Here is a 15,782-nt window from a genome sequence, read left to right on the forward strand (position 1 = left end):
CATTCGAGTAGGCGCTAGCCTTTTTTTAATATTCAGCCAAAAAAGCCAAAAGCTTCTCCTGCGCCGCTCGGGCGGCCTGCGGCTGATCACTTTTAGCTTGATTAACAGCATCTACTAATAACCGCTGTAGTGAGGCGACTTCCTCTTTTTGCGTTCCTTTTTCAGTTTGTAGCTCTTTTTCAACCTCATTCAGCTTCGCCTGATCAATCGGAAGACCGATAAGTGCTTTGGCGCTTTCCTCCGCTACAACCGAAAAAGCCTCCACAAAGCTTTCTTCTCCTGTTGTTTTGATCGAGGAGGAAATAGTTGTTGTTTTTGCGTACACATCGGCCGCTTGCACTCGATAAATTTCTCCTAATTGTTTCGCTGTAGCTAGTTGAGAGGAGACCCCTAGTACGACAAGAAACTGCTCATCCTTCTGAACAATCTCTGCTGCAACCCCTTCTTCCTTCATCCGGTTTATCCCCTTTTCAGCAGCAGCCTTCGTAGAAAAAACGCCACCTTGCACGATCGACGTCTCGATCGGCGGAAGAAGACTAGCAGTCGTTGGTTTTGTGGGAGAAGTAGATTTTTGCTTTTGTTTTGGCTCTGTTAGCATCGCTTGTGGCGGAGCTTCTTCTTTTTGTGTCACAATTTTGACCATCGCATAACCGAATAATAAGCCAATCAATATGGCACTAATGATAATAAATAAAAGCTTACCTATCACTCTTCTGCGAGCTTGTTGTGGATGAAGAGAAGCCTTTAAACTAATCGTTTCTTCCTTCTTCTCCACTTCATCCGGAAAGACCCACTCGAACTCTTCTTCTTTCTTATTCTCAGCGGCGGCCGCACTTTCTCGCCCGCCTTTTTGCCAGTCCTGCACAAGAAGCTCCTTCTTTTGTTGTTTGCCTTCCTTTTTACTAGAGATCGTCAAAGACAACTGCTGCTTTTTTGGTTTGTCCACTCGGGATCACCCCTCGCCTCTTTAAGTTGCTTCCATGCTATCATAGCGGAATAAAAAAAGAACAAGACTTTTGTCGTCCTGTTCGGGAAAATTTTCGGCAAAAACAGTGGTGTTTCTGCCGAAATTTAAATGAGTAACGATTGATACCAATCCAAAATTCGATCTTCTACAAAAAGAACAACTAGTACTGAGACTGCTATGAAAGGACCAAATGGAAAGGGCTGTTGGCGCTTGATAACCCCAAGCCATAAACCGATCAATCCACCGATCGCCCCTAAACAAGTAGATAAAATAAAGGTTAACAATACCCCTTCTGTCCCAAAAACAAACCCTATAACAGCGAACAGCTTAATATCTCCTCCACCCATCCCACCTTTAGTAATGACCGCTATTAGAAATAGGAGGCTAAAGCCTACCGCAGCACCAATAAATGAGTCCCACCATGGCTCCAAAGGAAGTAAGTAACGCTCAATTAAAAATAGGCCCATGAAAAAAAATAGAACTTTATCAGGAATAACCATATAAAGCAAATCAGAAACCGTAATAATGATAAGAAGTGAAATTAAAGTAATTGAAAGGAGCCATTCCACACCGATACCAAACTGGGTATAGGCATAGGTAAATAAACTGGCCGTAATTAGTTCCACCAATATATATAGCGGTGAAATACGAGTTTGGCAATTCATACATCGTCCTTTTTGTTTCACGTACGATAAAACGGGGATTAATTCAATAGCTGTCAATCGATGATGACAATGAGAGCAAGCACTTCTCGAATATATCAAAGATTTGTTAATAGGTACTCTGCAACCAACAACATGAAAAAAAGAGCCAAAAACCAAACCATACAGAAAAACGATAGAACTAATCAATGATCGAATCCTCAACTTTTCAAATAGTTGTCTATACCCTTCATCTTAACAGCTATTTGTAAATCCCAAATTAAGATCTAGTAAAATTTGTTAAAAGTTTCAAAATAACTTTTTCACCTCAGAAATAAAATAAAGCGAACCCGTTACGACGAAAATACGCCCCTTTTGTCTACTATGTTGAAATTCCTTGAGACATTCCTCCCAATCCGCTCTCCAGACCGTCTGCTCATTTAACAATGGCTCGAATTGTTCATAGCTAGCCGCTCTCGGAAAATCAAACGTAGTAAAAATAACCGTGTCGGCAGCTTCTGCAAGCAAGGCGAGCATTTGATCCAGTTTTTTATCTTTTAATCCAGCGAACAGTGCTGTGACTTCGCAATCTGGATAACGTACCTTTAATGAGTCGGCCAATGCTTTCATGCCTTCTGGATTATGAGCGCCATCAAGCAAGATAACTGGTTGCTGACACACTTGCTCCAATCGACCTGGCCAATAAGCCGCTTTAAGTCCTTCTCGAATATGTGATTCTTCGATGAAAAAGGAATGAAAGGTGTTCAAATAAAGCATCGCCATCACAGCAAGCGCCGCATTGTCGGTTTGGTGCAATCCATTTAAACTAGTGTGCAGAGACTCCATATTCGCCCATTCGGACTGGAAATGAAAGGCTTCCCCCATCGAAAGTGACTGCTGCCACTCGCCTTGAAACTGCTCTCCTAGCTGATAAACAGTCGATTTCTGCTCGCTTGCTCGCTTAGCAATCACTTCTCGCGCTGCCGCTTGCTTCACACCACTAATGATCGGAACATCACATTTAATGATCCCCGCTTTTTCAAAAGCAATCTCTTCTAGCGTATTACCTAAAAACTGCATATGATCCATGCCGATCGTTGTAATGATCGCAAGAAGTGGATCGATAACATTCGTTGAGTCTAACCGTCCACCTAAGCCTACTTCAAACAGCACGATGTCGACAGGATGAACATCAGCAAAATAATAGAAAGCCATTGCCGTAATCACTTCAAATTCACTCGGTCCACCAAGCTCAGTCTGCTCAAGCTCCTCGGCTAGCGGCTTGATCACATTGACGAGCTGAGTCAGTTCGTCATCGGTAATCGGAATTCCATTAATGCTAATCCGCTCATTGAATTGTTCAATGTAAGGAGAGGTGAACGTACCAATTTCATAGCCAGCTGCTTGTAAAATCGAACGCATATAAGTAACCGTCGATCCCTTGCCATTCGTTCCACCAATATGTATCGTTTTCAGTCGCCGTTCTGGATGATTCATTCTTTCCATTAACCATTCCATTCGTAACAGCCCTGGCTTAATACCGATTTGCAGACGACTGTGAATCCAATTTAATGCTTCTTGATGAGTATGTATCATTTGAATGTCCTCCATCTATATGAAAAGACGAATCTGTACACGAGATACAGATTCGTCCTAGAGCCATCGCTCTTATTGCTTTAATTCATTCATGCGCGCTTCTACTGCCGCACGCTTTTCTAAATAGTCTTGTTCTTTCGCACGTTCTTCATCGACTACTTTTTGTGGTGCTTTGCTGACGAAGCGTTCGTTGCCTAATTTCTTCTGAACTCGTTCGACTTCGCTATTCCATTTATCCCACTCTTTTTGTAGACGAGCAATTTCTTCATCGATATTAATTAACCCTTCAAGTGGTAAAATTAATTCCGCACCCGTAACAACAGCTGTCATCGCTTTATCAGGAGCAACCGCATCGACGGACATCGTCAATTCTTCTGGGTTACAGAAGCGTTCTACATAGGCACGGTTATATTCAAGTACAGAAAGAATAGCTTCATCCTTCGCTTTGATCGTTAGCTTAATTTGCTTGCTCATCGGCGTATTCACTTCGGCACGGATGTTACGAACAGCGCGAATAATATCTACTAATAGCTTCATATCGTTCGCCGCTTTTTCATCCGATAATTCTGGACGCACTTCCGGCCACTTCGCTGTGACGATCGTTTCACCATCATGCGGAAGGTTTTGCCAAATTTCTTCTGTAATAAACGGCATAAATGGATGTAAAAGACGCATCGTATTGTCGAGCACATAAGCAAGAATTGAACGAGTCGTTTTCTTCGCCGCTTCGTCTTCTCCGTACAATGGCAGCTTCGCCATTTCGATATACCAATCACAGAAGTCATCCCAAATGAAGTTGTATAGCACGCGACCGACTTCACCGAACTCATAACGATCAGCGAGCTTCGTCACCGTTTCAATCGTTTCATTTAGTCTCGTTAAAATCCATTTATCGGCAACGGACATTTCACCGCTTAAATCAATTTCTTCATATGTTAATCCGTCCATATTCATTAAAGCGAAACGAGACGCATTCCAAATTTTATTAGCGAAGTTCCAAATCGATTCTACTTTTTCCACCGAGAAACGAAGGTCTTGACCTGGAGAACTTCCTGTTGATAAGAAGTAACGCAAGGAATCCGCTCCGTACTTATCAATCACTTCCATCGGATCGACACCGTTCCCTAACGACTTACTCATTTTACGACCTTCTGCATCGCGAACAAGTCCATGGATTAATACATCTTTAAATGGACGCTCACCGGTAAACTCTAATCCTTGGAAGATCATACGAGATACCCAGAAGAAAATGATGTCATAGCCAGTGACTAAGGCACCTGTTGGATAATAACGTTTAAAGTCCGCTGCCTCTTCATCCGGCCAGCCCATTGTCGAAAATGGCCATAAAGCCGAGCTGAACCACGTATCCAGTACATCGGTATCTTGCTCCCAGTTTCCGATATCTGCTGGCGCTTCGTGGCCAACAAACACTTCGCCTGTTTCTTTATGATACCAAGCAGGAATACGGTGACCCCACCAAAGCTGACGAGAAATACACCAATCACGAATGTTTTCCATCCAATGTAAGTATGTTTTTTCAAATCGATCAGGAACGAAGTGAACTTTCTCTTCCTTCGCTTGTAGAGCAATCGCTTCATCCGCTAACGGCTGCATTTTAACAAACCATTGTGTAGATAAATATGGTTCAACAACCGCCCCGCTTCGCTCTGAATGACCAACAGAATGCATATGCTCTTCAATGTTGAACAGCACCCCTTGCTCTTGTAAATCCTTCACGATTTGTTTACGGCACTCGAAACGATCCATTCCGTTATATTTGCCAGCCAAATCATTCATCGTTCCGTCTTCATTCATAACAAGCACGCGCTCTAGGTCATGACGGTTACCGATTTCAAAGTCGTTCGGGTCATGAGCTGGCGTAATTTTCACCGCACCTGAACCGAATTCCATATCCACATAATCATCACCGACGATTGGAATTTCACGGCCAACGATTGGTAAAATAACTGTCTTACCGATTAAATGTTTATAACGCTCATCTTCTGGGTGGACAGCGACCGCTGTATCCCCAAGCATCGTTTCTGGACGAGTGGTTGCGATTTCAATATGTCCACTGCCATCAGCAAGCGGATATTTCATATGATAGAATGCGCCTTGAACGTCTTTATAAATAACCTCAATATCAGAAAGAGCTGTTTTCGTCGCTGGGTCCCAGTTAATAATGTACTCCCCGCGGTAAATTAATCCTTTATTATATAAAGTAACGAACACTTCACGAACGGCTTTTGACAGACCTTCATCTAATGTGAAACGCTCACGGCTATAATCAAGACCAAGACCAAGCTTTGACCATTGCTCACGAATAAAACCGGCATAATCCTCTTTCCATTTCCACGCTTCTTCTAAAAATTTCTCACGACCAAGATCGTAGCGAGACTTTCCTTCTTCACGTAGCTTTTGCTCCACTTTCGCTTGCGTCGCAATTCCCGCATGGTCCATACCTGGTAGCCATAGTACATCATAGCCTTGCATCCGCTTCATCCGCGTTAAAATATCTTGTAACGTCGTATCCCAAGCATGTCCAAGATGTAGCTTTCCTGTAACGTTTGGTGGTGGAATGACAATCGTATAAGGCTCCTTCGTTTGATCGTCCTTCGTTTGATCGTCCTTCGCTTCAAATACTTTGCTATTCACCCACCAGTCATAGCGACCTTGCTCAATCGCCTGTGGATCATACTTTGTTGGCATTGTTAATTCATTGTTTTCCATTCGTTGCTCCTCCTTTATTTACAGCCTGCTTTTTTGCCCACAAAAAAACCCCTATCGCCAAAAGGACGAAGGAGTTGTTCGCGGTGCCACCTTTTTTCACGAATGGCTGTTGCAGGCACATTCGGCTCTCAATCCAATAACGGCTGGTAACCGACTTCTGCTACTAACGTTCACAGAAGCAGCTCGCGGGTGACGTTCTGATGCGCCTATCGGAAAACCTTTCAGCCATGAGTTTTCTCTCTGCTCGACTTGCTGTTCATCGTACTCTTCCCGGTCTTTGCTTTTTATTATTACTCATATCTTATCGAAAAACAGGTAATTTCGTCAATCATTATTGCCATCATTTTTCATGTTTACTCACTAAGATTCACTTTCCTTCATATATATAATAATAAAGAGGAAAAGCAGGTGACAATGATGAGAAGAAGATACAATCCGTACACCCTTCCACCTTGGCTACGGAAATGCCGCGCAATCTGTTCGCAATTAGCCGTCCCCTTTTGTCTATTCCAAGGAATCCGAACGCTATTTTTCCCGACTACCTTTGATGTTATTCTACTGGCCGTGTTAATTTTACTTGCCGTTGCTCTTTATTTGGAATGGATTTAGGGACTGTCTCTATTCAATAGAGTTACAGTCCCTCGTTAGTTTCGGAGTTCGATTGGATGAGAAAGTATTCAATATTTTTTAGCTGCCAATGTTGCCGTTGCAGTTTTTTCGTAAATTGATGTTCGCTATATCTTCTCGAACGAGTAAAGTAAGCAGAGATCGTTTCATAGATTGCTCCTGGATAGGCTAGATAACTATGAAACAATAACTTCTCTTCTTTTTTTAAAGGGATATGCCCGATGTAAGAAGTAAACTGTTCAATTTCAGCATCGGCTTTTTTCGGAAAAGTGGTGAGAGAATGGGTAAAGTACGGAACGAGATCATGAATCGGCGTTGCTGGTCGGGATTGCTCTAAATTAATAAAATAGCCCATCCCTTGACGATCTAAAATAAAATGATCCAACGCTAAATTTCCGTGCACTTGAACCGTTCTCACCTTTTTATGCTCCTTCGTCTCCTCCATCCATTCTTTCAGCTTTTCCTTTGCGTACCCATATGCCATCGTAATGTCATGATAATATAAGGCATACTGCAGACTAAATGGTGACATGTACGTCTCTTTTTCAGCTAAAGTGATATATTGCTCCAATTGTTCTTCTTGCCGTTCCCACGTCTGTTTCACCTGTTCATAATGTTTGAGCCTTTCTTGTGAGTCTATGTCTACTTCTTTAGAAGATAATAAATGAAGCCTAGCCGCTTCTCTCAGCATTTGCTTCTCTTTTAAAATCGTGTCGCGATCATTGCTTCCTTCGACCCAAGGCATTAAATAATAAATATGATGACCTTCAAGAATGCCGTATCGACCATCTCGTGCTGGATAGACAGGCACAAAATGATGATAACCCGATTGATACAATCGTTGCATACTGTGAAGAAAATACATCCCGCGCGTAGCCGGTATTCTTTTTAACGCAAAGTTGCCTTGATCGGTATACAGCTTTTGGATACGACCGAATGATTCCATATATTTCGGCTGTACATCATATTGTTTCCATACGTCTGAAAAGGGCTGTTCCACATGCTTCACCCGCTTTGTCAAAAAGTAAGGCTGTCCCACGACGAGACAGCCAGACGATTTATTTACTGACCTTCTCTTGGCTCGGAATGTAGAGCACTTGGCCTTCGGTGATTGATTGATGAGTCTCTAATTTATTTTCTTTGACGATATCCGCTACGAGCACTTCATAACGTTCAGCTAGCTTTTGTAATGTATCATCCTTTTGTACAAGGCACACTTTCCAAGTGACTGGTTCATCCTCTTCTTTTCTCGCAAAAAAATCCGCTAACGACATCGTTTCCGTTTGCTTGAAACTAAATGATTTTTTCTTTTTCGGCTCAGGAGTTGGTGCTTCCTCTTGACTCTCTAGCATCTCGTTACTCTCTATTTCTCCGTCTACAGCCGGTTGATCATTTTCTTCCTCTTGCTCAACCATTTCGCTATTCTCAACTTGTTGAACCTCTTTCATTTCTTCTCTTTTTTGGATCGTTGGAATGACTGCGTTTTCTATTTCTTGATCGATCTCATTCGGTTTTCTTTTAACCTCTACAGAAAAATCAGCTTCTTCCTGTTCATCAGTCATCGGCTCTAAATCGAGCGTAACCATGGAAAACTCTAGTTCATCCCCCTCTTGTTGCTCTTCTTCAACGTCCTCTAATGCTACTGGAACGTCTAGCTCTTCGGTTGGGACTTGCTCACGCTCTTCTTCTAATACTTCTGGCTCTTGCGGTCGATGCGTTTGCTGTTCCCCATAAATACCCGAGATCGATAAGTCCACCGTTAGCTTTAAGTCCCCTTTTTGCGGGAGATCATAATCAAAGGAGTCAATATAAATTTCCACTTCCTCTAACTGCTCAATCCGATTTTTCGGAATGGTAATGTCAATCGGAAACGGATGAAAAAACTCGCATTCATGCTCATTTCGCTCTAACACTTGCTGGACATATTTAATCGACTGACTGCTTTCACTGTCCGTCTCCGTAGCTATAGCTGGCTGATATTCTCCAGAAAGCTCTAAACAACCATGCAAGCGGACAAATTGATCTTGCTCTTCCATTTGTATTTGCGGGTCAAGCGAAATCGAGTATAGTTCTTCTACTTCCTGCCCGCGATCAAATCGAATCGTTTCTTCTAAGGAAAATCGTAAATACGACTGATCTTGAGAAGTCACGCTTATTCCTCCCTCCACTTTCAGCAAATGATTAATAAGGCTCTCTTCATTCGAATGTATGCTTTTTAAAAGAGGAATATGCTTTTTCTCGCTGGCTGACCTATCTCACGACAAAAAAGACTGCCTCCGAGTAAACATAGTCACTATGCTCGAAGACAGCCATAAAAAATAGCTATTTCTTATTTTTTCAGTTTACTAAATGCTTTTTCTGCAGCGGCAATCGTTTTCTCAATATCTTCATCAGAATGAGCCGTTGATAAGAATAATCCTTCAAATTGAGACGGCGGAAGGAAGACTCCTTCATTAGCCATTTCTTTATAATACTCGGCAAACAGCTCTAGATCAGACGCTTTTGCCGTTTCGTAGTTAATAACATCTTCATTCGTGAAGAAAATGCCAATCATTGAGCCCGCACGATTAATCGTATAAGGAATGCCGTGCTTCTCTGCTGCTTCTGACAAGCCTTTTTCTAAAAGATCCGCTTTACGAATAAACTCATCATACGTTTCCGGTGTTAATTGACGAAGCGTTTCTAAGCCCGCTGTCATCGCCATCGGATTTCCTGAAAGAGTGCCCGCTTGATAGATCGGACCGCTAGGAGCAATTTTCTCCATAATATCTGCGCGACCACCGAATGCACCAACCGGTAGCCCTCCGCCGATCACTTTTCCTAAGCACGTTAAATCCGGCGTCACATTGAAAAGACCTTGACCACAGTTATAGCCTACACGGAAACCTGTCATCACTTCATCAAAAATAAGCAAAGCGCCGTATTGCTCTGTAATTTCACGAAGCCCTTCAAGGAAACCAGGCTGTGGAGGAACGACACCCATATTACCAGCAACCGGTTCGACAATGATACAAGCGATATCGTCACCGTACTGTTCAAAAGCGACTTTCACTCCTTCGATATCATTATAAGCAACGGTCACTGTATTTTGAGCAACCCCTTCAGGAACACCTGGGCTATCTGGTAAACCTAATGTAGCCACGCCTGAACCTGCTTTAATTAACAATGAGTCACCATGACCGTGATAGCAGCCTTCAAATTTTAAAATTTTATTGCGGCCAGTGAATCCACGAGCGAGGCGAAGCGCACTCATCGTCGCTTCCGTTCCAGAAGAAACCATACGAATAACTTCAATCGATGGCACACGCTCAATCACAAGCTTCGCTAATTCATTTTCAATCACTGTCGATGCCCCGAAGCTTGTTCCTGTTTCAGCCGTCTTCTTTAATCCTTCAACTACTTGGTCGTTTGAATGCCCTAAAATCAACGGACCCCAAGAGAGAACATAATCAATGTATTCGTTGCCGTCGATATCATAAATTTTCGATCCTTTTCCACGCTCCATAAAAATCGGGTCCATATTGACTGATTTGAACGCACGGACTGGACTGTTCACTCCACCTGGCATTAGTTTCACTGCTTCTTGATATGCTTGCTTTGATTTTTCATAAGAACGCATTGATCGTTTCCCCCTTTTATTCACTCAGCCAACGGGCTACATCTTTTGCAAAATACGTAATAATTAAATCCGAACCTGCTCGTTTCATGCTAGTCAACTTCTCCATAACGACCGCTTTCTCATCAATCCAACCGTTTAACGCCGCTGCCTTGACCATTGAATATTCTCCGCTAACATTGTAAGCCACAACTGGTGCATTAAATTCATTGCGTACGTCACGAATAATATCCAGGTAAGAGAGCGCAGGCTTCACGATTAAGAAGTCCGCTCCTTCTTCCATATCCGATTGAGCTTCACGCAATGCTTCCCGACGATTCGCCGGGTCCATCTGATACGTTTTGCGGTCACCAAACTGCGGCGTAGAGTCTGCCGCATCACGGAACGGTCCGTAAAAGCTTGACGAATATTTCACCGCATAAGACATGATCGGCACATCGGTATAGCCTGCCTCATCAAGCCCTTGACGAATAGCCACCACGAAGCCATCCATCATATTAGACGGAGCAATAATATCCGCGCCTGCTTCCGCTTGGCTCACAGCTGTTTTCGCTAATAATTCTAAAGATGGATCATTTAATACTTTGCCGCCTTCAATGACACCGCAATGCCCATGATCGGTATATTCACAAAGGCATGTATCCGCAATCACAATGATGTCAGGGTATTGTTCTTTAATCGCACGAGTCGCCTGCTGTACAATTCCGTGATTATGATAAGCACCTGTTCCCGTCGCATCTTTTTCATGAGGAACACCGAATAAAATAACCGACTTAATGCCAAGTGCAACAATTTCATCCATTTCTTCATTTAAACGATCTAATGATAGCTGAAACACCCCTGGCATCGAGGATACTTCATGTTTCACATTTTCACCCTCAACAATAAATAGTGGGTAAATTAAGTCTTCTTTTTGTAAAATGGTTTCACGCACAAGAGCACGCATATTGGCTGATTGTCGTAAACGACGATGACGCGTAAATTGTAATCCCATTATTCCTCTTCCTTCCTGAAGTATTGAATCATTTCTGTGATCAATGCTTCAATCGTATATTGTTGTGGACAAATAGAGACGGAAAGACCAAAACTCTTGACTGCTGCCTCGGTCACCGGGCCGATACAGGCAATGACCGCTGAGGGTGGGAGATTGGCTTCCTCGATCCCAGCGATAAAATGGTGAACAGCCGATGGACTCGTAAACGTAATCACATCTAATTGCTCGTTTTGTAAAAGCTGAACGAGACGCCTCTTTTCCTCTTTAGGAAAGAAAGTTTCATAGACGATCCACTCATCTACTTGTACATCTTGTTTTCGAAGCGCCTCAGCAATCGTCGTCCGCGCGAGATTCCCTTTAGGAATAAGAACGTTCTGCGCTTGAAAAAGTCCGAGTTCAATCTCTTTTGCCAACTGATCCGCCGAAAACTTTTCTGGTATATAGTCAGCAGTAAAGCCATACTCTTGCAAGACCGCCGCTGTTTTCGTCCCAATCGCCGCAAATCGAGCGGAAATCCTCGTCCGATCAACGCCCATTTCTTCCAACCGCTGAAAGAAGAAATCGACGCCGTTTTTACTCGTTAAAATAATCCAATCATATGTATATAGCTTGTTCACAACGACCGACTCATTAGCAGCTTGAACGGCCCGAAAAGCAATCAAGGGAACAGCATAGGCTATTCCCCCGGCTGCTTTTATTTTATCAATAAATGGGGCCGCTTGTCCTCTTGGACGTGTCACTAAAATACGCTTATTATGAAGCGGCTGAGTCGCTGTCATTTAAACATCCAGCTCCGCTTTCACGTCCTCAATCAGCTTCTTCGCACCGCGCTCACTTAAAAGAGCGGCTGCTTGCTCTCCCACTGCTTGAGGGTCTTTCCCCTTAACGATTTCTTTAAAAATCGTCTTTCCATCTGGAGACGCAACTAAAACTGTTAATTGTGTGTCATCGCCTTCGATCGTCGCAAATCCAGCAATCGGCACTTGGCAGCCACCCTCCATTTGATGAAGGAACGCTCTTTCTGCCGTTACCGTTTGCTTCGTCTCCGGTGAAGTAAATGCCGCTAGTAACTCTAGCACTTCCTTATCATCTTCACGACATTCAATCGCTAACGCTCCTTGCCCAACAGCCGGAAGGCAAAGCTCGGCATCAAGGAATTCGGTTACAACATCCGTTGACCAACCCATGCGCGCAAGGCCAGCCGCCGCTAAAATAATCGCATCATACTCTTCCGTTTCTAATTTCGCTAAGCGCGTATCGATATTGCCGCGAATCCATTTGATTTCCAAATCCGGACGCGCGGCTAAAATTTGTGCACTTCGTCGAAGGCTACTCGTACCAACAATCGCTCCAGCCGGTAGATTGGCTAGTTTGACATGCCCTTTAGAAATAAAGGCATCGCGATGGTCCTCACGTACAGGAATACAACCAATCGTCAATCCTTCAGGCAACACAGCGGGCATATCTTTCATGCTATGTACAGCAATATCAATTTCCTTCTCGAACATCGCTTGTTCAATTTCTTTAACAAATAAGCCTTTCCCGCCTACTTTCGAAAGAGTCACATCTAAAATGCGGTCGCCTTTCGTCACGATTTCCTTCACTTCAAAATCGTAATCAGGGTTGATTTTTTTCAACTGAGCAATGACCCAGTTTGTTTGCGTTAATGCTAACTTGCTTCTTCGGGAACCAACAATAATCTTTCTCATTCCGTCCTCCTACCTTTATGCATACCAAAAGTGAAACGATGAAAGTCGACTCACTAGGAAAAAATTAATTAATACGATGAAAAAAGCTGCACAGTTTATTTGTGCCAATGTCTTCTCATACACTCCTCGGCGGACCTTTAAATATAGGAATATACTATAGATCGTTAACATCACTAACGAAGCGATGATTTTCGCATCAAACCAACTCACTTCAGGAAGCTTCATAAATTTCCATGTCAACCCTAAAAGAAGGCTTAACAACAGCATCGGCACACCAATCGCATTGAAAATATAGGCAAGCTTCGCGAGCTTCTGCAAATCGCCGATTCGCCAAAGCCGTTGACTCCATTTTTTCATTTTTAATAGTCTATGCTGCAACAAATAGAGCAAAGAAAAAATAAACGATAAGGAAAATGCCCCATAGGATAGGATTGCCATCGTAATATGAATCAATAACAGCTCTGACATTAATTTTTCCGCCATCGCTTCAGATCCCATTTGCACCGGAGCAAATGTATGAATCGCCATAATGACAAACCCAATAACATTCGTAAAAAATACCATAAAGTCCATCCGCAACAACCGGTTCATCACCAGTGACATTGTGATTAATACCCACGCATAAAAATAAAGCCCTTCAAAAAGGGTAAGCACAGGGAATCGACCGGTTTGCTTCATGTAAAGAAATAAAAAGATTGTTTGAAGTACCCAAACAATCGCTAACATCGAGAAGGCGATTCGATTCGCCTTCTTGTTTTGATTTAAAAAGTCAATGAAATAAAACATGATGCTTGCTGCATATAAAATGACCATCAGTTCATGAATTCTTGTCATTTCTTGTTCAAATAACATCGTGCAACCTCGCTTACACTTGGAATAAAGGCTTTGCTTGTGTTACTTGAACGCGTTGTTCCACGACTTTTGCCTGCTTTTGTTCTTCTACTTCTTGTTCGATATTGAAAATTTGCATAAACAGCTCTAATTTCTCAGCTGAACGCTTATCTCCTGCCAGTTCCTTTGCTTGCGAGATCGGATCTTTTAACATTTGATTAATAATACTTTTCGTATGCTTGCTCAATACTTTACGTTCACGATCCGTTAAGTCCGGCATTTTTCGTTCAATGCTTTCCATCGTTTCCGCTTGAATAGAGAGCGCTTTCTGACGAAGAGCAGAAATGACCGGAACGACGCCGAGCATATTGATCCAATCGTTAAACGTAATGATTTCACTTTCAATCATCAGTTCAATTCTCGCCGCTGCTTTTTGGCGCTCCGCAAGATTGGCTTGCACAATTCCTTCAAGATCATCAATATCATATAAGAAAACACTTTGAAGTTCAGAAATTGCAGGGTCAAGATCGCGCGGAACAGCAATATCCACCATAAATAATGGTTTGCCTTTACGCATCTTTTCCACAACAGCCATTCTTTCTTTCGTAATTACATAATCTTTAGACCCAGTTGAGCTAATTAAAATGTCGGCTTCGACTAACGCACATTGTAACTCCTGCAACGTTTTCGCATCACCATCGAAACGCTCAGCTAGTACAGCTGCTTTTTCAAATGTCCGATTGATGACCGTTACTTTCGTCGCTCCGCTACCGTGTAAGTTTTGGATTGCCAACTCGCCCATCTTGCCTGCTCCCACAACGAGTACATGCTTTCCTTTCAAATTGCCGAAAATCTTTTTCGCTAACTCGACAGCTGCATAGCTGACAGATACAGCGTTCGCACCAATGTCTGTCTCAGCATGTGCCTTTTTCGCTAGCGTAATGGCTTGTTTAAATAAATGATTAAATACCGTTCCTGTAGACGTTATTTCTTGCCCGCGTAAAAAGCTTGAACGCACTTGCCCAAGAATTTGCGTTTCTCCAAGCACCATTGAATTTAAGCCACTCGCCACTTTAAACAAATGCTCAACTGCGGCCTCTTGCTCATAAATAAATAGAAAAGGTGTAAATTCTTCCTTTTCAAGCTTGAACCACTTCGATAAGAAGTCTTTAATATAGTAGCGCCCTGTATGAAGTTGATCTACGACCGCATAAATCTCTGTTCGGTTACATGTAGACAAGATGACATTTTCTAAAATACTCTTTTGCTGTTGAAGTGCTGACATCGCTCGTTCTAAGTCAGAATCATTAAATGATAACCGTTCTCTGATCTCCACTGGGGCTGTTTTGTAGTTCAGTCCCACCACAACAATATGCACGTTTCATGACACCCCCGAAAAAATCTATTGTCCCTATTATACCACGATGAAAAATTTCCTTATTCACAAATTGTGAACATATGCTAACATTAAACATAATGGCTAGAAAAAAATAGATATAACCTGTTATAATCCCTGTACATAGAGTAACAAAATGAGACGTAAGATTCAAGATTGCGACAGAGAAAGCGGGGAAATCGCCAATGAAGCAACAACGATTATTTCCAGGCGTTATTTTAATCGGATTTGGATTGTACTTTTTCTTACAACAAGCAAAGTTTGATCACATTCAACCATTCTTGAGCTGGCCCACATTACTTATCGTCATCGGCCTCGCTTTTTTAGCTGAAGCTTACAGTGGAAATGAAGCGAGTGGTATTTTACCCGGAGTAATTTTGACAGGATTCGGCATTCACTTTCATGTTGTCAATCATTTTCAGTTTTGGTCCAACGACACGGGTGTTTTTATCTTAATTATTTCGCTTGGCTTTTTAATGCAGTATCAAAAGACGAGAAAAGGATTATTTCAAGGTTTGCTTTTTCTTGTTTTAGCAATTATCACGCTCTTCTACGATAAAGTAATTGCATGGTTAGGCATCCTTGAAAACCGCGCTTTTTCCCTTTGGCAGTTTTGGCCGATCATTCTAATCATTATCGGCGGCTATTTATTATTTATTAAAAAGAAATAGGGGG

At 42.5% G+C, this 15,782-nt stretch carries 14 protein-coding genes and 1 other annotated feature; of the genes, 2 read left to right on the top strand and 12 right to left on the bottom strand.

The window, feature by feature from the left end:
* Nucleotides 1-25 precede the first annotated feature (25 nt).
* The 4 genes from ACSVDJ_RS12780 to ACSVDJ_RS12795 all read right to left on the bottom strand — a co-directional run bounded on the left by ACSVDJ_RS12780 (nt 26) and on the right by ACSVDJ_RS12795 (nt 5,934).
* Nucleotides 26-946: a hypothetical protein gene (locus ACSVDJ_RS12780; protein WP_439169964.1), complete on the bottom strand. Its 921-nt coding sequence runs from the start codon at nt 944-946 to the stop codon at nt 26-28.
* Nucleotides 947-1,071: 125 nt separating this feature from the next.
* On the bottom strand, nt 1,072-1,833 hold the full coding sequence (locus tag ACSVDJ_RS12785; protein ID WP_518618992.1) for a prepilin peptidase: 762 nt from the start codon (nt 1,831-1,833) through the stop codon (nt 1,072-1,074).
* 84 nt (nt 1,834-1,917) lie between these two features.
* Nucleotides 1,918-3,204 (bottom strand): bifunctional folylpolyglutamate synthase/dihydrofolate synthase, encoded by a 1,287-nt coding sequence (locus ACSVDJ_RS12790; RefSeq protein WP_439170041.1) that lies wholly within the window; start codon nt 3,202-3,204, stop codon nt 1,918-1,920.
* A gap of 72 nt (nt 3,205-3,276) precedes the next feature.
* Nucleotides 3,277-5,934: a valine--tRNA ligase gene (locus tag ACSVDJ_RS12795; RefSeq protein WP_439169963.1), complete on the bottom strand. Its 2,658-nt coding sequence runs from the start codon at nt 5,932-5,934 to the stop codon at nt 3,277-3,279.
* 58 nt (nt 5,935-5,992) lie between these two features.
* Nucleotides 5,993-6,221: a binding site (T-box leader), on the bottom strand.
* A 130-nt stretch (nt 6,222-6,351) separates the two neighbouring features.
* On the opposite strand from ACSVDJ_RS12795, the gene ACSVDJ_RS12800 reads away from it, so the two are divergent.
* The gene (locus ACSVDJ_RS12800) at nt 6,352-6,543 is read left to right on the top strand and encodes a YszA family small membrane protein (protein WP_439170040.1); all 192 of its coding nucleotides are present in this window, start codon (nt 6,352-6,354) and stop codon (nt 6,541-6,543) included.
* Between the two features lie 22 nt (nt 6,544-6,565).
* Here the strand turns inward: ACSVDJ_RS12800 and ysxE are convergent, their stop codons facing one another.
* The 8 genes from ysxE to hemA all read right to left on the bottom strand — a co-directional run bounded on the left by ysxE (nt 6,566) and on the right by hemA (nt 15,089).
* Nucleotides 6,566-7,600, bottom strand: coding sequence for a spore coat protein YsxE (ysxE, locus tag ACSVDJ_RS12805; RefSeq protein WP_518618995.1), 1,035 nt, complete (start codon nt 7,598-7,600; stop codon nt 6,566-6,568).
* A gap of 19 nt (nt 7,601-7,619) precedes the next feature.
* Nucleotides 7,620-8,711, bottom strand: a complete 1,092-nt coding sequence (spoVID, locus tag ACSVDJ_RS12810) for a stage VI sporulation protein D (protein ID WP_439169961.1) — start codon at nt 8,709-8,711, stop codon at nt 7,620-7,622.
* A 179-nt stretch (nt 8,712-8,890) separates the two neighbouring features.
* Nucleotides 8,891-10,180 (bottom strand): glutamate-1-semialdehyde 2,1-aminomutase, encoded by a 1,290-nt coding sequence (gene hemL / locus ACSVDJ_RS12815; protein ID WP_439169960.1) that lies wholly within the window; start codon nt 10,178-10,180, stop codon nt 8,891-8,893.
* A gap of 16 nt (nt 10,181-10,196) precedes the next feature.
* A complete protein-coding gene (hemB, locus tag ACSVDJ_RS12820) occupies nt 10,197-11,171 on the bottom strand; it encodes a porphobilinogen synthase (RefSeq protein ID WP_439169959.1) in 975 nt (324 codons plus the stop codon).
* Nucleotides 11,171-11,950 (bottom strand): uroporphyrinogen-III synthase, encoded by a 780-nt coding sequence (locus ACSVDJ_RS12825; protein ID WP_439169958.1) that lies wholly within the window; start codon nt 11,948-11,950, stop codon nt 11,171-11,173. Before ACSVDJ_RS12825 ends, hemB begins: the two co-directional genes overlap by 1 nt.
* Nucleotides 11,951-12,880 carry a hydroxymethylbilane synthase gene (gene hemC / locus ACSVDJ_RS12830; protein WP_439169957.1) on the bottom strand — a complete coding sequence of 310 codons (930 nt, stop codon included), beginning with the start codon at nt 12,878-12,880 and terminating at the stop codon, nt 11,951-11,953.
* A gap of 15 nt (nt 12,881-12,895) precedes the next feature.
* Nucleotides 12,896-13,732 carry a cytochrome c biogenesis protein CcsA gene (ccsA, locus tag ACSVDJ_RS12835; protein ID WP_439169956.1) on the bottom strand — a complete coding sequence of 279 codons (837 nt, stop codon included), beginning with the start codon at nt 13,730-13,732 and terminating at the stop codon, nt 12,896-12,898.
* A gap of 13 nt (nt 13,733-13,745) precedes the next feature.
* Nucleotides 13,746-15,089: a glutamyl-tRNA reductase gene (gene hemA, locus ACSVDJ_RS12840; RefSeq protein ID WP_439169955.1), complete on the bottom strand. Its 1,344-nt coding sequence runs from the start codon at nt 15,087-15,089 to the stop codon at nt 13,746-13,748.
* A 203-nt stretch (nt 15,090-15,292) separates the two neighbouring features.
* On the opposite strand from hemA, the gene ACSVDJ_RS12845 reads away from it, so the two are divergent.
* A complete protein-coding gene (locus ACSVDJ_RS12845; protein ID WP_439169954.1) occupies nt 15,293-15,778 on the top strand; it encodes a LiaI-LiaF-like domain-containing protein in 486 nt (161 codons plus the stop codon).
* The last annotated feature ends 4 nt before the right edge of the window (nt 15,779-15,782 follow it).

Origin of the sequence: Bacillus sp. Hm123 (assembly GCF_051842975.2) — a bacterium.
Taxonomy (GTDB): domain Bacteria; phylum Bacillota; class Bacilli; order Bacillales; family Domibacillaceae; genus Bacillus_CE.